Genomic DNA, 19,119 nt, shown 5'->3' on the forward strand with positions numbered 1-19,119 from the left:
GTAGCAACGACTCGTTCCACTGCAATAAGGTCCTTCGCTGCACTCAGGATGACAGATATATTCTCACTCGCAACTGAATTAAGCGTGGAAATCCAAGCCTTGCACGGTGGCGGTCACGTGGCCCTGGCGGATCACGAAGTCGCCGAATTTTTCCTGGGGCTCTCGCTCCTGAGCGTAGGCTTCCAGCAGCGGCGTTAGCTCAGCCAGAATGCCTTCCTCATCCAGCATTTCCTTGTAGAGCTTGTTCATCCGTTGGCCGGAGTGGTCGGCGCCGAGGTAGAGATTATAGCGCCCGATGGCCCGGCCTACCAAGCCAATCTCGCCGAGGTAGGGGCGGGCGCAGCCGTTGGGGCAGCCCGTCATCCGAATCAGAATGCCGTCGTCGCTGAGGCCATTGGCTTGAATGACGGTATCGAGGCGGTCAAGGAGGTGGGGGAGGTAGCGCTCAGCTTCGGCGAAGGCCAGCGAGCAGGTGTTCAGGGCCACGCAGGCCAGAGAACTGAGGCGCAGCGCGGTTTGCTGCTGGGTTTGCGCCCAGGCACCGCGGCTTTCCAGAATCTGCTGCACGCGTTGGCGGTGCTTAGGGTCGATGTTGGCAATGACTAGGTTCTGATTGCCGGTCAGGCGGAACTCGCCGGTGTGGAAGGCGGCAATTTCGCGCAGGGCGGTTTTCAGCTCTACACCGTTTTTGTTGGTCACACGGCCACCTTCTACAAATAGTGCCAGATGCTCCTTACCATCTTCGCCCTGCGACCAACCAAATGAGTCGCCGGAGCCGGTGAAGTGGAAGGGGCGTGCTTCCTCCAAGTCGTAGCCCAGGCGTAGGCGTAGCTCTTCCAGGAATGCGGGCAGCCCTACCCGGTCGATGGTGTATTTGAGACGGGAGAACTTGCGGTTTTCGCGGTTGCCCCAGTCGCGCTGAATGGTTACCACTTTCTCGCACACGTCTACCACCTTATCCACCGGCACAAAGCCGATGAGGTCGGCTAGGCGGGGGTAGGTTTCGGGCATCCCAAAGGTCATGCCCATGCCGCCGCCAATAGCCACGTTGAAGCCTTGTAGCACGCCGTTTTCAGCAATGGCTACCAAAGCAATGTCATTGGAGAAGATATCAGCGTCGTTTTGGGGCGGAACAGCAATGGCAATTTTGAACTTGCGCGGCAGGTAGGTGGCGCCGTAAATCGGCTCAAAGTCTTCCTTCTCCCCATCATTCACCAAGCTGGAATACTGCTTCTCCCCATCCAGCCACAAATCCCAGTAGGCGGTAGTGCGGGGCGTGAGGTGGGCGCTGATGGCCGTAGCCACCGCATACACATCCTTGTGCAGGGCCGACTCGTGCGGATTGGCGGCGCACATCACGTTGCGGTTCACGTCGCCGCAGCCCGCAATGCTGTCCATTAGCACATCGTTGAATTCCTGAATGGTAGCCCGCAAATCGCGCTTCAGGATACCGTGCAACTGAAACGTCTGGCGCGTGGTGAGCTTGAGCGCGCCGCTGCCATAAGCATCCGACAAAGCATCCATGCGCTGCCACTGGTCGGGGGTAGCCACGCCGCCGGGCACGCGCACCCGAATCATGAAGGAGTACAGCGGCTCCAGTTTCTGGCGCTTCCGCTCACTTTCCAGGTCGCGGTCGGTTTGCTGGTAGGAGCCGTGAAACTTGATGAGCTGCGTATCGTCGGGTGCAATAGCCCCGGTGATAGGGTCGGCCAAACTCTCTTTGAGGGTGCCGCGCAGGTAGTTGCTGCCCGCCTTAATGTGTTCGACTTCGGATAATTTTGGAGTATCAGCCATGATGGAATCGTTTAGGAAGGCTGGCGTTAGCGCAGCACGGTATTGTCAAATGTTAAGGCTACGTAGTACAGTCCTCCAATAGTAGGACCCGCAGCGTACTGGATATACCGGTTGTTGAAGATGTTTGCTCCTCCAACCTTGATGGTGGTTTTCAGGTTCGGAACGCGCACATTTACTTGCGCGTCTACCGTTTGGTAAGCAGGCACCCGGCCATTGGCCAAGGGGCTTTCCCACAGAAAACTAGTCTGCCGCCGCCACACCACGTTAAAGCCCACATTGCGCACAATTTCGCGGTTGCCGAAGGTAACATTCGTAGCCCACTTCGGTGTGTTGAAGCCAGTTACAAAGATATCGGCCTCGTCATTGGCAGATAGGTTATTGAAGTTGACATTGCCACCTATCGAGAATTTCTGGTAGAAATTATACGTCAGGCCCAGCGTAGAGCCGTAGCTGTTGTACTTGTTGCGGGCATTGGTATACACGCGGTAACGGTCTTGGCGCGCTGCACGGTTACTGTTCAGAGCGGCCAGCACGGCATTGTCGGAGCCTACCTGCACTTGGTTGCCGCTGGCATCCTTGGGCACACTCACTTCTACCTGCCCCAGGAAACCCGAGTAAATATTATAGTACGCATCCGCATCAATCGACAAGCGGTTGTCGAACAGCACACTACGGTACCCTACCTCGTAGGCGTTGATTTGCTCAGGTTGCTCGGTGGGTAGGTTGCCAACGGTAAGCAAGCTGCGAATTTCAGGACGCAATGCAGCCTGCGAAGCGGTAGTGCCGGCATTGGCAGCCACATAGGCATTCACCGCCGCATTGAAGGTGGAAATGGAGGCCAGCGTATAGGAATTGTCGAGGTAGTTCAGGCCTTCGTTCACGCGGGCCAGGCCGCCTACCCGCCGTACGTTGCCATTGTTTACGAACGACAGCGCCTCAAACAAGCTCGGGAAGCGCCAGCCGTTCTGGTACGACGCCCGGAAGCTGTGCTTCTCAGCAGCGGTGTACACGGCCGCAATCCGTGGGTTCAGCTTTGGGTTGAATTCGGGGTTGTAGTCGAGGCGCAAAGAGCCTGTCACTTTCAGGCGCTCCGCGAAGAACAGCTTCGTGGCCTGCGCAAAGCCCCCTACCTTTTTATAGTACTGATTGTCGCCACCAGGCTGAGTACGCTCGTTGATGGGGCGGCCGAAATCCACGAAGTTGTTGCCATCCGGAATCACAGCGTACACGCGTGCATCGGCTCCCACAATCACATCAGCAAATTTGATGCGCTGCCCCAGATTCCAAATACCCTCGGCGTGGTAGGTGTGGCTGCGCTGCGTAAGGGCCGCTCCGCCGGGGATGGGTGCACCGGGCACGTTCACGCCACTGTCCCAGTTGTTGGTATGCACAATCTGGTTTTTGAGGTCGTTGAACGCGGCAGTACCTGGCACGGCGCGGCCGGCATCGGCCACTGCGCGGGCCTGGCGCATGGCATCGGCAAGGCTGGTACCTGCGCCGAGCTGATCTTGTAAGGCAGTCCGAAATCGGCCACCCCACACGGCATTAGAGCCGTTCTGCAAATCCAGATTCAGCGCTAGCGGGTTGAGGTTGTAGGAGTCGCCCGTATTCTCAATCAGCATGTAGGCGCGGGCCGTAAAATCCTGGCCGCGCAGTTCCAGCTTGTGATTTTGTACCGTCACGCCATCCAGCTGAATCTTATTGCCGCGCTGGAAAACGCCGTCCATCAGCCCAAAGCGGTAGCCGTACGACAGCTCCAGCTTATCGGTGAGCTTGTAGTGCAGGCTGGCATCGGCCTTGATGTTGCGTACAATGGGGTTCACTAAATCACGCTCGTAGTAGCCCGTGCGGCGCACGTTGAAGGTTTCGTTGCGGCCCTGGTAGGGAATGGTGATGGACACATTGCCGGCGTTATCATCGCCATAACGGTTCCAGAGGTCGGCGGCGGGGTTGTTGGCACCGCTCAGCTCCGGAAAGCGTGGGTTGGCTGAAGAAGCCGTCTGCGGGTTCTGGTCGGTTTGGGTGTTGGCCAACCAGTCAGTGCCGCGTAGGTAGGATAGGTTGACTTTGTACGCCCACCGCTGGCCGGGGCCTACCACCTGCGCCCACCGCACCGCCGATTCCGTCAGCATGCTCGGGTCGCGGTCAGTGCCGTCCACGTGGTTCACGCCCAGTTTTTGGTACACGCTCAGGCCTTGGTAGGTGAAGGGGCTTTTGGTGGTAAGGTTCGCCATGCCGTTGATGGCGTTCATACCGTAGAGGGCGGAGGCAGCGCCGGGCGTGATTTCCACGCTGGCAATATCCAGTTCCGTAGGGCCGATGGCGTTGCCCAAGGGTACGCCCAGGGTAGCGGCCTGCATATCCACGCCATCCACGAGCTGCATAAAACGGAAGTTGTTCGGGATGTTGAACCCGCGCGTATTGGGTACTTTAAAGGTGAGGCTGCTGGTAGTCATTTGCACGCCCTTCACATTTTCCAGCGCGTCGTAGAAGCTCGGCGCGGGTGTTTCCTTGATAGCGCGAATGTCGAGTTTTTCAATGGCTACCGGCGAGCGAAGCCGGCTTTCCTCTACCCGCGAAGCCGATACCACGACTTCGTTCATCAGCATGTTTTTCGACTCCAGCGACACCTGCAAGCGGCTGCTAGCGCGTGCCACTTCCACCTCGCGCGTATCGTAGCCAATGGCGCTGAATACCAGCGTAAACGGAAATCGGAGCCGCTCTTTGAGAATGAAGTTGCCGTCGGCGTCGCTTTGCGCACCCACGCTACCGCCCTTCACGCTAATGGTGACGCCGGGAAGGGCCTGATGGGTGTTATCGCGCACGTTGCCGCTCACTGCAATGATGGGGTCCTGTGCCACGGCCGCTCGGGTAGTTAGCAGCAGGAAGCTGAAAAGCCAGAAAAAAGGATATAGTTGTCTCATGACAATGCGTGCGCTGTCTTTAAAAGAGTGTGTTGAGAAGGTAGAAAGCAAAAGGGGTGGTCGAACGTAAGGCCGCGACCAGCGAGGTCACGATTACCTACAACAACATCGGGTATTAAAGCAGCAACGCATTGTGAATCAGGTGATAATATTATGCCTAGTACACGTCCTCCAGGTAGCGGCGCTGCTTGCGCAGGTTGCGCACGTAGTCGGTGGCGGCTTCGGTATCGAGGCCAGACTCGCGCTGCACTACTTCGGTAAGGGCTAGCTGAAGGGCATTTCCAAGGCGAGCTTTATCGCCGCATACATAGAAGGATGCCCCATTCTCCAGCCACTCGTATACTTGGCGGGAGTTTTCGAGCAAACGGTGTTGCACGTAAAGCTTCTCGGCTTGGTCGCGGGAGAAGGCTACGTCCAGCTTGCTTAGGCCACCTTTTTTCAGGTATTGCTGCCACTCCGTTTGGTACAGAAAGTCGGTAGTGAAGTGCGGGTTGCCGAACAGCAACCAGTTGCGGCCAGTGGCACCCAGCTCTACCCGTTCCTCCACAAACGCCCGGAACGGTGCCACGCCCGTGCCGGCCCCTACCATAATAATGTTGGTAGCCGTATCCTGGGGCAGCTTGAAGTATTCGTTCTGCTCCACAAACACGCGCACGGTGTCATCAGGCTGCACACGGTCGGCAAGGAAGGTAGAGCAAGCACCTTGCTTCTGCCGGCCCAGCGACTCGTAGCGCACGGCGCCCACCGTAAGGTGTACTTCGTCGGGATGGGCCAGCAGACTGCTGGCAATAGAGTAGGCACGGGTAGGCAGCGGCCGTAGCGTATCCACCAGCGTCTGAGCCGATAGTTCGGTGGGATATTCGGCCAATAAATCGGCTATGTCGCGGCCGTAGAGGTAGGGTTGCAGTTTGGTCTTATCGGTCAGCAGCTCGCGCAGCTCGGTGCGCTCGGTGAGGGCGGCGTAGCGCTCCAGCACGTCGCGCGTGAGGGTTGATAGCTCGCGATGCTCCGTGAGGGCCGTGCTTAGGGGTAGGGTTTTGCCGTCGAGTTGTACCGTGTCGCTGGCGTTCAGGCCAGCGGCGCGGAGCGTGTGCTCTACCAGCGGCGCTTCGTTTACCGGTACCACAGCCAACGCATCGCCGGGCTGGTAGACAAGACCCGAATCGGCTAGGTCTAACTCTAAATGGTAGGTTTCTTTCGTCGATCCACGGCCGTTGAGCTGGATGCTTTCCAGCACGCGGGCCTCAAACGGATGGTCGTGTGAGTACACCGGGGCCTCAGGTGCGGGTGCGCTGCCGGTCACGGCCGCAGCGGCCGACACGCTGGCCGACGGCGTAGCTTCCGCAGCAATTTTCGTCAGCACCTCCTCAATCCACTGCTTTGAGGGCGGAATGAACGCTACGTCTACATCTACCCGGTCTTGCAGGCGCTGGCCGCCCAGCTCTGCCAAACGGGCGTCGAACTCCTTGCCAGTCTGGCAGTATTGCAGGTAGCTCTGGTCGCCGAGGGCCAATACGGCGTAGCGCAACTCCGGCAATTGGGGTGCCCGCTTGCCAAGCAGAAAGCGGTGCAGCTCCTCCGCCGAAATAGGCGGGTCGCCTTCGCCCTGCGTGCTCACCACTACCAGCAGCAACTTTTCCTGCGCCAACTGGCGCGGAGCGTAGTCGTTCATGTCTTTCACCACTGCCTGCAAGCCCTTGGCGGCGGCGGCCTCAGCGGCCAGTTGCGCTACCTTTTTGGCGTTGCCGGTTTGGGAACCGTAGAGAATGGTGATGGGCGGGAGGGCAGTTGGAGCCGGCGTAGCGCTGAGAGCAGCCGGAGCCGCTGCCGTTTGCTTGCCTGCTGGTACAGCACCCGTGGCGGCGTAGCGCCCATAGAAGTAGCCGCTTAGCCACAGCAACTGCTCCGGTTTCAGCGTGGCACTTTGCTGGTCGAGGCTGGAGGGGTCGAGGCCGAAGGGTAGGGAGTTGGTTGGAGTTGACATGCAGAAAGCCCTTAGGCTACTTGAGCGTATTGATAAAGAATAGTGGCTGCCTCCTGGGGCGTAGCCTGGGTGGTGGCCAGCGTCACCACATCGCCTACCACGATAATGGCCGGCGCACCGATGCCGGCTTCGTCGGCCTGGGCAGCCAGAGTGGCCACCGTGCCTACCACAAGGCGAGCAGTAGGTAGGGTACCGTTTTGCACTACGGCGGCCGGTCGGTGAGCCGCGCCGTGCCGGGCAAACAGCTGCATAATCTCTTGCAGCCGGCTCAGCCCCATCAGAATAATGGTAGTAGCATTGGCCTGTGCCGCCGCCATTACCTCCCCCGATAGCTCCCCACTCGATGTGGTAGCCGTAATCACCCGAAAGCCCTCACTCAGGCCACGGTGCGTGACCGGAATGCCCAGGCTACCCGCGGCTGCCACCGCACTACTAATGCCGGGCACGTACGCCGTAGCAAGGCCGTGCGTCTCGGCATACAGCATCTCCTCCCGGCCACGCCCAAACACGAATGGGTCACCGCCTTTCAGGCGCACTACGTGGCCGTGCTGGCGGGCTTGCTCCACAATCAGGGCGTTGATTTCATCCTGAGAGTAAGCGCGCTTTCCCCGACGTTTGCCCACAAAAATCTGTAAGGCGGTAGGGGCATAGGCCAGCAGTTCGTCGTTGGCCAGTGCGTCGTAGAGCACCACGTCGGCCTCAGCCAGCACGCGGGCGCCCTTCAGCGTCAGCAGCTCCGGGTCGCCGGGGCCGGCGCCTACTACAGTCAGACGAGGGGTAGGGAGGGTAGGCATGAGAAATTAAGGTAGGGGGGCGTTGCACGCGCCCATTGTTGCACGATAGCGCCTGGTAACGGCTTATGTATAAACAACTTCAGCAACGATGGGCGTGTGCAAAGCGCTCCTGTTAAATAGAAAACGCCACGGCGCCAGGCTCTGCCACTGTGAAATAGTCCGGGTCAACAGCTTCGATGAGGCCAGCCGCTACCGTGTTGCCCGTCTGCTCATCTACCAGAATAAAGGAGCCAGACTTCCGGTTCTGCCGGTAGGGGTCGGCGGCCAGCGGTACGGCCGTTTTCAGGCGCACCCGCACGATGTCGTTCAGGCGGGCTTCCTCGGCGCCCAGGTGCGTGAGACTTTGTACATCGAGGCGGTAGAGAATAGTAGGCAGCGAGGCCTTCACCAGGGCCGCGTGGTGTTGGAGCAGGAAGCGCCGACCAGCGCGCAAGGGTGTTTCGGCCATCCAGCACAGCGTAGCTTCCAGCTCGCGCGTGAGGTGCGGCACATGATGCGCGGGCACAATGGTGTCACCGCGGCTGATGTCCACGTCATCAGCCAGGCGGATAATCACGCCTTGCGGGGCCACGGCTTCTTCCACTTCCTGCTGATTGATTTCAATGGCCTCAATGGTCGATTCTAGACCGGAGGGTAGGACCTGCACTTTGTCGCCACGGCGGTAGGAGCCGCTCTGAATCTGGCCGGCGTAGCCGCGGTAGTCGGGCAGCTCGGCCGTTTGGGGGCGCACCACATACTGCACCTGGAAGCGCGGCTCAGCCTTAGTTTCCTCGGCGCCAGGCACAGCTTCGAGGTGCTCGAGTAAATTCGGACCGGTATACCATGCCATGTGCTCCGAGTTGCGCACGATGTTGTCGCCCTGCAAAGCGCTCATCGGAATCGGCGTTACGTCGGTCAGCTTCAGCAGCTTGGTGATATCCTGATAATCGGCTACAATCTTGTGAAACACGTCCTCGTCGTAGCCCACCAGATCCATTTTGTTCACAGCCAGCACAAAGTGCTTGATGCCGAGTAGAGCCGCAATGATGCTGTGGCGGCGCGTTTGCTCAATCACACCGTGGCGGGCATCAACCAGCACAATGGCCAGGTCGGCGTTGCTGGCGCCCGTCACCATGTTGCGGGTGTACTGCACATGGCCTGGCGCATCGGTAATGATGAACTTGCGGCGCGGCGTGGTGAAGTATTTATAGGCAACGTCGATGGTAATGCCTTGCTCGCGCTCGGCTTTCAAGCCATCGGTTAGCAAAGCCAAGTCTACGTTGCCCTGGGCAGCGCCCCGGCTTTCCAGCGCCGCCAGAATATCCAGCGACACTGAATCGGAGTCGTACAGCAACCGGCCAATCAGCGTGCTTTTGCCGTCGTCTACACTGCCGCAAGTGATAAATCGAAGAAGATCCATGAGATGGAATGGTGAAATTGTGAGGTTGTGAAATTGTGAGTTTGTCGTGTGGGTGAATTGTGCGTGTAATTCACAACTTCACCCTTCACAACTTCACCATTTAGAAATAGCCGTTGCGTTTACGGTCTTCCATGCCGGTTTCCGAGATGGTATCGTCGAGGCGGGTGGCACCCCGCTCGCTCACCTTGGCCTGGATGATATCGGCAATGATGTCTTCCACGGTGCTGGCGTCGCTGGCCACGGCGGCCGTGCAAGTGGCGTCGCCTACGGTGCGGAAGCGCACTTGGCGGCTCACAATTTCATCGTCGGCATCGAGGTGCAGGTGTTCTGTGAGGCCCAGTAGTTGGCCGCCGGGTAGCACCACGCACTGGCGCTCGTGAGCAAAGTAGATTTCGGGTAGGGCAATGTTTTCGCGGCGAATGTAATTCCACACGTCCAGCTCGGTCCAGTTGGAAATAGGGAACACGCGCACGTTTTCACCCTTCTGAATTTTGCCGTTGTAGATGTTCCACAATTCGGGGCGCTGGCGCTTGGGGTCCCACTGGCCGAAGTCGTCGCGCACGGAGAAAATACGCTCCTTGGCGCGGGCTTTCTCTTCGTCGCGGCGCGCCCCGCCGATACAGGCATCAAACTCAAACTCCTCAATTACATCCAGCAGCGTGTAGGTTTGGAGCGGATTGCGGCTGGGGTATTTGCCAGTGGGGTCCTGCAAGCCTTTCTGCTTGATGGTGTCTTCTACCTTGCGCACCACCAGCTTCTCACCGAGCTGCGCGGCCAGCGCGTCGCGGAAGGCCAGCACCTCAGGAAAGTTGTGGCCCGTGTCTACGTGCACCAGTGGAAACGGAAACTTGCCCGGCCGAAAAGCCTTTTCGGCCAATCGCGTGAGCACGATAGAATCTTTGCCGCCCGAAAACAGCAAGGCTGGCCGCTCAAACTGGCCTGCTACTTCGCGCAGAATGTGAATGGCTTCGGCTTCGAGCCGATCCAGGTAATCAAGGGTAGGCATATAGTGAGTTGTCTGTATTCAGTTGTTTGTGATATGGGCGTGGGGTAGGGAGGAGCAGATCGTCATTCCGAGCTTGCCGAGGAATCTCGCGTGCCACGGTAATTTCTATCTGGCGTCAGCACGCGAGATGCTTCGACTTCGCTGCGCTCAGCATGACGGTCTTTCTGTGACCCTCTACGCCGGTACCGATTCTACCACGGGGTCGGGGCCGTTGTGGGTGGCGTGCAGGCCGCACTCTTTGGCGTCGGCGTTTTCCCACCACCAGCGTCCGGCCCGGAAATCCTCGCCCGGCTTAATGGCGCGGGTGCACGGCGCGCAGCCAATGCTCACGAAGCCTTGCTGGTGCAAGGGGTTGGTAGGCACGCCGTTGTCTTTAGCAAAGGCCCAGCACTGCTCCCAGGTCCAGTTGAACAGCGGGTGTATTTTGACAAGCTGATGCGGCTCGTCCCACTCCACGGGCTCCATCGTCTGGCGGTTCTGCGACTGCTCGGCCCGGATGCCGGTAATCCAAATCTGCTGACCTTGCAGCGCCCGGTTCAACGGTTCCACTTTGCGAATACCGCAGCATTCCTTGCGGTTCTCGATGCTCTCGTAGAAGCTGTTGGGGCCTTTTGCCTCTACCAATGCCTGCACGCTAGCTGTCTGCGGGGCGTAGGCTTTGATGGGCTTCTGATATTTCAGAATAGTCTTGCTCCAGGTGGAATACGTCTCCTGAAAATTGCGGCCCGTATCCAGCGTGAACACCTCAATGGGTAGGTCGTGCGCAAAAATCAGGTGAGTAATAATCTGATCCTCAATGCCAAAAGAGGTAGAGAAAGTGATTTTGCCGGGAGCCTCTTCTACCGCAGTGCGCAGGATATCTAGTGCATCCTGGGTAGCAAACTGCTGGCGTAGGTCGGAAACCCGCGATTCGAGGGAAGTAGACATAAAACGAAAAAAAGCTAGAGGAAGAAGTGCGGACGAGGCCGCGGAAGGGTAGCCGGCGGCAGCTGTGGCTGCTTGTGCGCGGTACGAATGGGGAGTCGGGGCCGTGCCGGTGGCACTTTAGGCAGGCAGACTCAGGTCAAAGGGAAATGCTTCCCGGTCGTTTCAACAACAACAGGCACAGCAGCACATCATACCCATGCAGGCGGCCACACGGCCGGAGAGGGTAGGAGAAGCAAGTGTGCGGAGGTTGTTGGAATGGACCACGGTTGTTTGTTTTTATATGGTCAGGACTTGGCACCGTTCCGCATTAAGCGGAGGTTGCCGGCGTTTCGTCGAGCCTGTCTCTCCACGCCTCTGTATAAAAACAATCCTTCAAAGGGAAAGAATTGGTGGCACAAAGGTAAAGACACAGCGCCGAAAAACACAAATAAAAAATATCCGACCTGCTATACACAGCGGGTCGGATATAACTAGTGAAGCTAAGAAAGGTTCTGAGCGGGCTAACTTGTATAGCTAGAAAAGTGGGTTTTCCATACTAGCACGTCATTTTGAGCCGGTCAAGAAATCTCGCGTGCTCCCGGTAATTTCTATCTTTCGTCAGCACGCGAGATTCCTCGACCAGCTCGGAATGACGTGCTAACTGATCAGGCGCTGCTAATTCTGGCGAATCATGTTCACCACGCCTTCTACCCATTGCGGGTGCGAGTTCAGGGAGGGCACCAGCTGCCAGTGCTTGCCGCCGGATTCCTCAAATAATTCCTTGAACTCCACGCCTACCTCAATGGTCGTTTCTAGGCAGTCGGCCACGAAAGCGGGGGAGAAGGCCAGCACGTTGTGAATGCCTTTTTTGGGGAATTCCTTCAGCACTTCGTCGGAGTAGGGTTGCAGCCACGGGTCGCGCAGGCGGCTTTGTAGGCGGCTCTGGAAGGCCACAGTGTACTGGTCGTCGCGCAGGCCGAGGCCTTTCGCCAACAGGCGCGAGGTTTCAAAGCACTGCGCGCGGTAGCAGTAGCGGTTGTTTTTGTTGTAGGTGTTGCAGCACTTGCCCAACTGACAATACCCCTTAAAGCTACCCTTGAGCACGTGGCGCTCGGGAATACCGTGGTAGCTGAACAGCACATGGTCGTAGTCATGTTTGGCCATTTCGGCCTTGCCCAGCGTCACGAAGGTGCCGATGAAGCTAGGGTCATCGGTGAAATTGCTGATAAAGCTGATGCTGGGTACAATCCACCACTTGCTCACAATGTCCATCACCTTTTCCTGCACCGAGCCCGTGCTGGCTGCCGCGTACTGCGGAAACAAGGGTAGCACAATGATGCGGTCTACGGCTGCGTCGCGCAGCTCCTCCAGCCCTTTCTCGATGCTGGGGTTCTGATAGCGCATCCCGAAGGCTACCACGTACTCGTCGCCCAACTGCTCCTGCACCAGCTTCTGCAAATCCAGGCCGTGGTAGAGTAGGGGCGAACCGCGCTCCGTGTCCCAGAGCTGCTGGTAGATTTTGGCCGATTTGGGCGCCCGCAGCGGCACTACCAAGCCTTGAAAAAGAGGGTAACGCACGGCGGCCGGCATGTCAATCACACGGCCATCGGTGAGAAACTCATTGAGGTAGCGGCGCACGTCGGGCGTACGGGGCGAGTCGGGTGTGCCAAGGTTGACGAGCAGGACGCCAACGCGGCGTTTGGGATTGGCGGGAGTAGGCATTATTATTTAGCTGATAGCTAGTAGCGGTTGGCTATTCGCTTTTTTCGATAGAACGGACAGCTCCTAGGCTCACTTATGTCTAGAGGCTGACTATGTAACCGCAAAGTTGGCCGGTTATCTTCAATCCAACCACAAAAAAGCTAACGACTGCCAGCTACTAGCTAAAAGCTCAAAATACCCGTACCTTTGCGGGCTAATTCCCTGACAACCCGTGAATACCGAACCAAAACCGCACCGCGCCGGCTTCGTGAGCATCATCGGCAAGCCCAACGTGGGCAAGTCGACGTTGATGAACGCCCTGATGGGTGAGCGGCTCAGCATTGTTACCAGCAAGGCCCAGACCACGCGTCACCGCATCCTGGGCATTCTGAATGGTGATGACTTTCAGTTGGTCTACTCTGACACACCCGGCATCATTCAGCCCAAGTACGAGTTGCACAGCGCCATGATGTCGTTTGTGTACTCATCGCTGGAAGATGCCGACGTGGTGCTGTTTGTGACGGACATCTACGAGAAGCACGACGAAGAACCCGTAGTGGAGCGCCTGCGCAAAATGCAGGACACGCCCATCTTTCTGCTGGTCAACAAGATTGACCAGGCCGATCAGGCTGAGGTAGAGGCTAAAGTAGCCTATTGGGAGGAGCACCTGCCCAACGCTACCCGTGTGCTACCCATCTCGGCGTTGGAGAAATTCGGGACCGGTGAGCTGCTGGATCTGATTCTGGCAAAGCTGCCCATCCACCCGCCCTACTACCCCAAAGACGAACTAACCGACAAACCGGAGCGTTTCTTTGCTGCCGAAATGATTCGGGAGAAGATCTTCAAGCTCTACAAAAAAGAGGTGCCTTACTCTTGTGAGGTAGGTATCGAGGAGTTCAAGGAAGAGGACGACATTATTCGGATGCGGGCCACGATTTACGTGGAGCGCAGCAGTCAGAAAGGCATCATCATCGGTAAAGGCGGGGAGGCCTTGAAGAAGGTAGGGACTTGGGCGCGGGAGGAAATGGAGAAGTTTTTCCTGAAAAAGGTGTTCCTCGAAATCCACGTCAAAGTCAATGAGAACTGGCGCACTGACCCGAAGGCACTGAGCCGGTTTGGATACCAGTAAGGGTGTGTTGCACGCACCCATCGTTGAACGACCGTGTCGCGCAACAGTGTTTTACTAAACAACATCAGTAACGACGGGCGCCTGCAAGGCGCCCCTACATTCCGACCTCAACAACTCACTTAACTACTCCGGGCACTGCCGAACTTGGTCGGGCCGGCGGCTGGAGTCAGACCAATGAAAAATACCATTGCAATTGTGGGCCGCCCCAACGTGGGTAAGTCCACGCTGTTCAACCGCTTGGTGGGGCAGCGCAAAGCCATCATGGACAACGAGTCGGGCGTAACGCGCGACCGGCACTATGGCTACGGCGACTGGATTGGCAAGTACTACACCGTGATTGATACGGGCGGCTACGTGCACAACTCCGAGGACGTATTCGAGGAGGAAATCAATAAGCAGGTGAAGCTGGCCATTGATGAGGCTGACGTGGTGCTGTTTATGGTGGACGTAGACGCCGGCCTGCACCCTCTAGATGAGGAGTTTGCCAACGTACTGCGCCGCTACCAAGACAAAAAACCGATCTACCTGGTGGCCAACAAGGCCGATACCAACGCCCGCGCCCACGCCGCTGGCGAGTTCTACGCTCTGGGCATGGGCGACGGCGAAATCTACTCTATCAGTTCGCAAAGTGGCTCCGGCACCGGCGACTTGCTGGATGCCGTGGTAAGCCACTTCGAAGAAGAAGGGGTAGAAGAACCCGATGCCGGCGTACCTAAAATTGCCGTAGTAGGCCGCCCGAACGCCGGTAAGTCGTCGTTTGTGAACCTACTGTTGGGAACAGACCGCAGCATTGTAACCGATATTGCCGGTACCACCCGCGACTCCATTTCGGCGCGCTACAATGCGTTTGGCAACGAGTTTATCTTGGTAGACACAGCCGGTTTGCGCCGCAAAACCAAGGTAAAGGAAGACGTGGAGTTCTACTCCGTACTGCGGGCCATCCGGGCCATGGAGGAGTCGGACGTGTGCGTGGTGATGCTGGACGCTACCCGCGGCATTGAGGCGCAGGACGTGAACATCATCTCCCTGGCCGATAAAAACCGGAAGGGCATCGTGATTCTGGTAAACAAGTGGGACCTCATCGAGGACAAGGAGACCAACACGGCCAAGGAATTTGAGGCGAAAATCATGGAAAAGATTGCGCCCATTGCCTACCCGCCCGTGGTGTTCATTTCGGTGCTGAACAAGCAGCGCGTACACAAAGCCATCGAAACGGCCATTCAGGTGTACGAAAACAAGATGCACAAAATTCCTACCTCTCAGCTCAACGAAGTGATGCTACGCGAGATTGAGAAGTCGCCACCGCCCGCTACAAAGGGTAAGATGGTACGGATTAAGTACGTGACGCAGTTGCCGACGCACAACCCGGTGTTTGCGTTCTTCTGCAATTTGCCGCAGTACGTGAAGGAATCGTATACACGCTACCTGGAGAATCGTCTGCGCGAAAACTTTGGCTTTCAGGGTGTTCCGATTGGTATTGTGTTTAGGAAAAAATAGGGTAGAAAAAATTTAAGTTTTTTTTCTAGTGTCGGGTTACCTTCTGCCAACGCCGGTATAAACTCCCGAATTTCGCCTCCAGCCTGGCTGGAACCGCGAGAAACACCAAACCTGAAATTCCATTTTTCAATTTACCTCCATCATGAAAAAAGTACTGTTCCTCGCTCTGGCTGCCGTTTCGTTCTCGTTCGCTTCGTGCGACAGCAAAACTGAGAATGCTCAGGAAAATGCTGCTGACAACGTAGAAGAAGCTGGCGAAGCTAAGGCTGACGCTATGGAAGAAGCTGGCAACGAAGCTGGTGCTGATTCGGTAGAAAACGCTACTGAAGCTAAAGCTGACGCTATGGAAGATGCCGCTGACGCTCTGCCAAGCCAGGCTACGCCAGCTCCAGCTGGTGGCGCTACCACCACCCAGCAGTAATCATGTAGCCTGCAAAGGCGAAAAAGGGGGCTCTCCGCATAGGGGAGCCCCCTTTTTTTGTGTTTACTTTGAATAGGTTCGCTATAATAACAGCCACTATCCTAACCGATAGCCAATAATTTTATCGACTACGTTGAATAGTTTGCGCGGCTCATAGGTTCGCCAGGGTAACTCGTCGAGTTGCCCACCAAAATTGATGTAACTATCGAGATTAAACTGGCGCATTTCGCGAATAACATGCTCTTGGAAGTTGACGCCAGCAATCCAGCCGTCTTCTACATCCTCAAACCACTCTTCATAATACGAGTCGTCGGAGCCATGGAAGTTAAACACGTTTTCGCCTACCAAAATAAAGCGCGCAATGCCCTCGTGTAGCAACGGGTCGATAATCTCGCGTTTGAGCTGCATGATGTCGTTTTCGATAGCATCATTCCATTCTCCGATAAACTCCAGAATGGCTGATTGTTGCTCGTAATCGACGAATAAAATCTTGATAAACAGGGTGTCCGACCCAAAGTCGTCCCACTGCGGGTGTATGTAGTAGCCGTAGATGGTATTGACGTAGCTGTCGAGGCTGTTCTCGGCGCCGTGCAGGGGCGAGCGCGGGTCTTCAGAAGCCGAGTATTGGTCGATCCAGGCGTAGTGTGGCTCGATGGTATGCACGCAGGTAGAGCTAGAGGTAAAACAACCGACCCCGGACGCCCGGGCCGCTCCTCCCTAACGCAGTAGCGAATTGAAGTGTTCGACTGGGTAGAGTTTGTCATGCAAATTGCCAGGGTAGTACGGTCCCTCCAACCACTCCGCAACAAGAGGTTTTGAGGTAGAAAGTCAACATATAGAGCGCCTTTTCGTTACGGTCGGCTATGAAACACTGCTACGTATTGTTGAGTATTTTACTCCTGCTGAGTCAGCTGGCTGCTGCTCAGATTTCGCTCGATACCGTTGCTCGTCCGTCGCCCATCACGCTCTATGGCTACATCGACGGCTACTACGGCTATGACTTCCCACACCCTGATAACACCAGTCGGCCAGGCTTTTTCTACTCCCACAACCGCCAGAACGAGTTTACGGTAAACCAGGCGCTGATTGGGCTGCGCTACGACGATGGCAACATCCGTGGGGCGCTGGGCTTACAGACCGGCACCTACCCCGAGGCCAACTACGCCGCCGAACCCACGCTGTTGCGCAGTATTTATGAGGCCTACGCGGGCTTTCGGCCACTGCGGAAAACCTGGCTTGATATCGGGGTGTTCGGCGCGCACGTCGGATTTGAGTCAGCCATCAGCAAAGACAATTGGACCGTGACGCATTCCCTGGCCGCCGAAGGCTCGCCGTATTACGAGGCGGGCGCCCGCTTTACCTATGAAGCCTCCGACAAGCTCACGCTCACGGCGCTGGCGCTCAACGGCTGGCAAAACATTCGCGACAACAACCGCGCAAAATCGGTGGGCACACAAGTACAGTGGCGCCCCACCGAGAAGCTACTATTCAACTACAGCACCATTTTCGGCAACGAGCAGCCCCAGGATTCGGTGCGGCGCTTTCGCTACTTCCACGATTTTTACGTGACCTACACGGCCACCAGTCGCTTACAGGCGCTACTATGGTTTGATATCGGTAAGCAGGAAAAGCGCCGGCCCAATACCAAAGACGATACTTGGCACACAACCGCCGCCATTGTGCGCTACCAATTGGCACCGCAGTGGTTTGTGGCCGCTCGTGGTGAGTATTATTATGCCCGGAATGGCGTAGTAGTACGCGACCTGGGTCCTACCCCTAATGAACCCGATTATTTCGTGCGCGGCGGCTCTCTAAACTTCGACTACCGCCCCAATAAACACGTATTGGCCCGCTTAGAAGGCAAAATCCTGAACGCCCGCAACCCTATTTTCGCCAATACAGACGGCGCTTTCCGGCACACCTACGGCAACTTGACTTCGACGATTGCGCTGTCGTTTTGAGCGTAGTGCTTATATATCATCCTGAGCGCAGCGAAGGACCTTATGACAGCAGAACGAGTTGTTGTTACGTCTGTCGTTCTGCTGTCATAAGGTCCTTCGCTGCGCTCAGGATGACACATAGCTTACCCTCGCGCATCCAGCGCCGCCCGCACGGAACCGTGTTTCTTCAATAGCGCAGCTGCCTCATCCTGCTCAACACCTAGCTCATCCATCAGCATCCGTTCGCCGCGGTCTACCAGCTTGGCGTTGGAGAGCTGCATATCTATCATCTTGTTGCCCTTCACCTTGCCTAGCCGGATGAAGGTAGCAGTGGTGAGCATGTTGAGCGCCAGCTTCTGGCCAGTGCCAGCCTTTAGGCGCGTGCTACCCGTCACGAACTCCGGCCCGGTCACAACTTCCACCGGGAACTCGGCCGCGGCGGCCACCGGAGAATCTGCGTTGCACACAATACAGCCCGTAGCCAGGCCGTGTTGCCGGGCCTGTTGCAGCCCGCCAATCACGTAGGGCGTGCGGCCCGAGGCAGCAATGCCTACCACAATGTCTTTCTCGTTGACGTCGTGCGCTTGCAGGTCGCGCCAGGCTTGCTGGGCATCGTCCTCGGCGTTTTCCACGGCTTTACGAATGGCAGTATCGCCGCCGGCAATGATGCCCACTACCAGCCCGTGCGGCACGCCAAAGGTAGGCGGGCACTCCGAGGCATCGACTACGCCCAGCCGGCCGCTGGTGCCCGCTCCAATGTAGAACAGCCGCCCGCCCTGTTGCAGCCGCGCCACGGTGGCTTCTACCAGCGCCTCTAGCTGGGGTAGGGCTTTGGCTACGGCCTGGGGCACGGTCTGGTCCACGCTGTTCATGCCGGTCAGCAACTCGTGGGTCGACAGCGTTTCGAGGTTATTGAACAGGGAGGCGCTTTCGGTGGTGCTCATAGGGTAGGGGCGAGAAAGGGTGAATTACAGTAAGTTGCTGATAAAGGTATCGTTGAAGTCCTCGGCGAAATGCAGTACGTTGGGCAGGTGCGCAAACTCCTGCGGCTGGTGCGTGGTGGTGAGAATCACGGTGTTCATGCCGGCATTGTGGGCAGCTTCGGCGCCTTTGGGCACGTCCTCAAACACTAGGCAATCAGCAGGCGCTACGCCTAGCTGGGCGGCGGCTTTCAGGAAGGTTTCGGGGTGGGGCTTGCTCAGCGTTACGTCGTCGGCGCTGACGATGGCCCGGAAATACCGCCGAATGTCCAGCGTATCTAACACAAAATCAATATTAAACGGAATAGCCGCCGACCCAATGGCCACCGGAATGCCCTGCCGGTAGGCGCGCTCCAGAAACTCGGCCAAGCCCGGCAGCAGCTGCAAATACGGCCGGAACTCGTCTTGGTACCGCTGCTCTTTGGCTACCGACAGTTGCTCTATCTCCTCGGCCGTGAACCGATCTGGCCCGAACATCCGCTCCAATACCTCCCCGTTCTTGCCGTACATCTGCTGCTTTACTTCTTCCCACGTGAAATTACCGCCCAACTCGTGGTTGAAAATGTGCTGCCACGCCTTGGTATGGTATTCCATATCATGAATCATGGTGCCGTTGAGGTCGAAGATAAATGCCTTCATGTAAA

15 protein-coding genes and 1 riboswitch are annotated in these 19,119 nt (G+C 57.1%); of the genes, 4 read left to right on the plus strand and 11 right to left on the minus strand.

The genetic code is table 11. The features are described from left to right. Positions 1 to 78: 78 nt before the first annotated feature. From KYK14_RS14875 to hemH, 8 genes are all read right to left on the minus strand, one after another. Positions 79 to 1,794 (minus strand): NADPH-dependent assimilatory sulfite reductase hemoprotein subunit, encoded by a 1,716-nt coding sequence (locus KYK14_RS14875; RefSeq protein WP_208306922.1) that lies wholly within the window; start codon positions 1,792 to 1,794, stop codon positions 79 to 81. A gap of 26 nt (positions 1,795 to 1,820) precedes the next feature. Further along, complete coding sequence (locus KYK14_RS14880; protein ID WP_219159881.1) at positions 1,821 to 4,718, minus strand: TonB-dependent receptor; 2,898 nt, start codon at positions 4,716 to 4,718, stop codon at positions 1,821 to 1,823. Between the two features lie 157 nt (positions 4,719 to 4,875). Beyond that, positions 4,876 to 6,702, minus strand: coding sequence for an assimilatory sulfite reductase (NADPH) flavoprotein subunit (locus KYK14_RS14885; protein WP_219159883.1), 1,827 nt, complete (start codon positions 6,700 to 6,702; stop codon positions 4,876 to 4,878). A gap of 11 nt (positions 6,703 to 6,713) precedes the next feature. After that, positions 6,714 to 7,496 (minus strand): uroporphyrinogen-III C-methyltransferase, encoded by a 783-nt coding sequence (gene cobA, locus KYK14_RS14890; protein WP_219159885.1) that lies wholly within the window; start codon positions 7,494 to 7,496, stop codon positions 6,714 to 6,716. A gap of 112 nt (positions 7,497 to 7,608) precedes the next feature. Then, complete coding sequence (locus tag KYK14_RS14895) at positions 7,609 to 8,895, minus strand: sulfate adenylyltransferase subunit 1 (protein ID WP_219159888.1); 1,287 nt, start codon at positions 8,893 to 8,895, stop codon at positions 7,609 to 7,611. 100 nt (positions 8,896 to 8,995) lie between these two features. Then, positions 8,996 to 9,901 (minus strand): sulfate adenylyltransferase subunit CysD, encoded by a 906-nt coding sequence (gene cysD / locus KYK14_RS14900; protein WP_185282316.1) that lies wholly within the window; start codon positions 9,899 to 9,901, stop codon positions 8,996 to 8,998. A 174-nt stretch (positions 9,902 to 10,075) separates the two neighbouring features. Beyond that, entirely contained in the window at positions 10,076 to 10,828 is a 753-nt protein-coding gene (locus KYK14_RS14905; protein WP_219159890.1) for a phosphoadenylyl-sulfate reductase, read from the minus strand. A gap of 273 nt (positions 10,829 to 11,101) precedes the next feature. Beyond that, a riboswitch (SAM riboswitch) is annotated at positions 11,102 to 11,193 on the minus strand. 289 nt (positions 11,194 to 11,482) lie between these two features. After that, positions 11,483 to 12,529: a ferrochelatase gene (gene hemH, locus KYK14_RS14910; RefSeq protein WP_219159892.1), complete on the minus strand. Its 1,047-nt coding sequence runs from the start codon at positions 12,527 to 12,529 to the stop codon at positions 11,483 to 11,485. Between the two features lie 211 nt (positions 12,530 to 12,740). Here hemH and era point away from each other — a divergent pair, with 211 nt between their 5' ends. The 3 genes from era (at position 12,741) to KYK14_RS14925 (ending at position 15,555) form a co-directional block, all read left to right on the plus strand. Beyond that, positions 12,741 to 13,637 (plus strand): GTPase Era, encoded by an 897-nt coding sequence (gene era / locus KYK14_RS14915; protein WP_185282319.1) that lies wholly within the window; start codon positions 12,741 to 12,743, stop codon positions 13,635 to 13,637. Between the two features lie 174 nt (positions 13,638 to 13,811). Continuing rightward, on the plus strand, positions 13,812 to 15,134 hold the full coding sequence (gene der, locus KYK14_RS14920; protein WP_219159894.1) for a ribosome biogenesis GTPase Der: 1,323 nt from the start codon (positions 13,812 to 13,814) through the stop codon (positions 15,132 to 15,134). 142 nt (positions 15,135 to 15,276) lie between these two features. Continuing rightward, positions 15,277 to 15,555, plus strand: a complete 279-nt coding sequence (locus KYK14_RS14925; RefSeq protein WP_185282321.1) for a hypothetical protein — start codon at positions 15,277 to 15,279, stop codon at positions 15,553 to 15,555. 96 nt (positions 15,556 to 15,651) lie between these two features. On the opposite strand, the gene KYK14_RS14930 is transcribed toward KYK14_RS14925, so the two are convergent. Then, the gene (locus tag KYK14_RS14930; RefSeq protein WP_185282322.1) at positions 15,652 to 16,218 is read right to left on the minus strand and encodes a hypothetical protein; all 567 of its coding nucleotides are present in this window, start codon (positions 16,216 to 16,218) and stop codon (positions 15,652 to 15,654) included. Positions 16,219 to 16,418: 200 nt separating this feature from the next. Between KYK14_RS14930 and KYK14_RS14935 the strand changes: the two genes are divergently transcribed. Further along, positions 16,419 to 17,516, plus strand: coding sequence for a porin (locus KYK14_RS14935; protein WP_219159896.1), 1,098 nt, complete (start codon positions 16,419 to 16,421; stop codon positions 17,514 to 17,516). Positions 17,517 to 17,638: 122 nt separating this feature from the next. On the opposite strand, the gene murQ is transcribed toward KYK14_RS14935, so the two are convergent. Beyond that, complete coding sequence (murQ, locus tag KYK14_RS14940) at positions 17,639 to 18,439, minus strand: N-acetylmuramic acid 6-phosphate etherase (protein ID WP_219159898.1); 801 nt, start codon at positions 18,437 to 18,439, stop codon at positions 17,639 to 17,641. Between the two features lie 24 nt (positions 18,440 to 18,463). Continuing rightward, complete coding sequence (locus KYK14_RS14945; RefSeq protein WP_219159900.1) at positions 18,464 to 19,114, minus strand: HAD family hydrolase; 651 nt, start codon at positions 19,112 to 19,114, stop codon at positions 18,464 to 18,466. Between the last annotated feature and the right edge of the window lie 5 nt (positions 19,115 to 19,119).

The sequence above is a fragment of the Hymenobacter profundi genome, assembly GCF_019334315.1.
In the GTDB taxonomy this organism is placed as follows: domain Bacteria; phylum Bacteroidota; class Bacteroidia; order Cytophagales; family Hymenobacteraceae; genus Hymenobacter; species Hymenobacter profundi.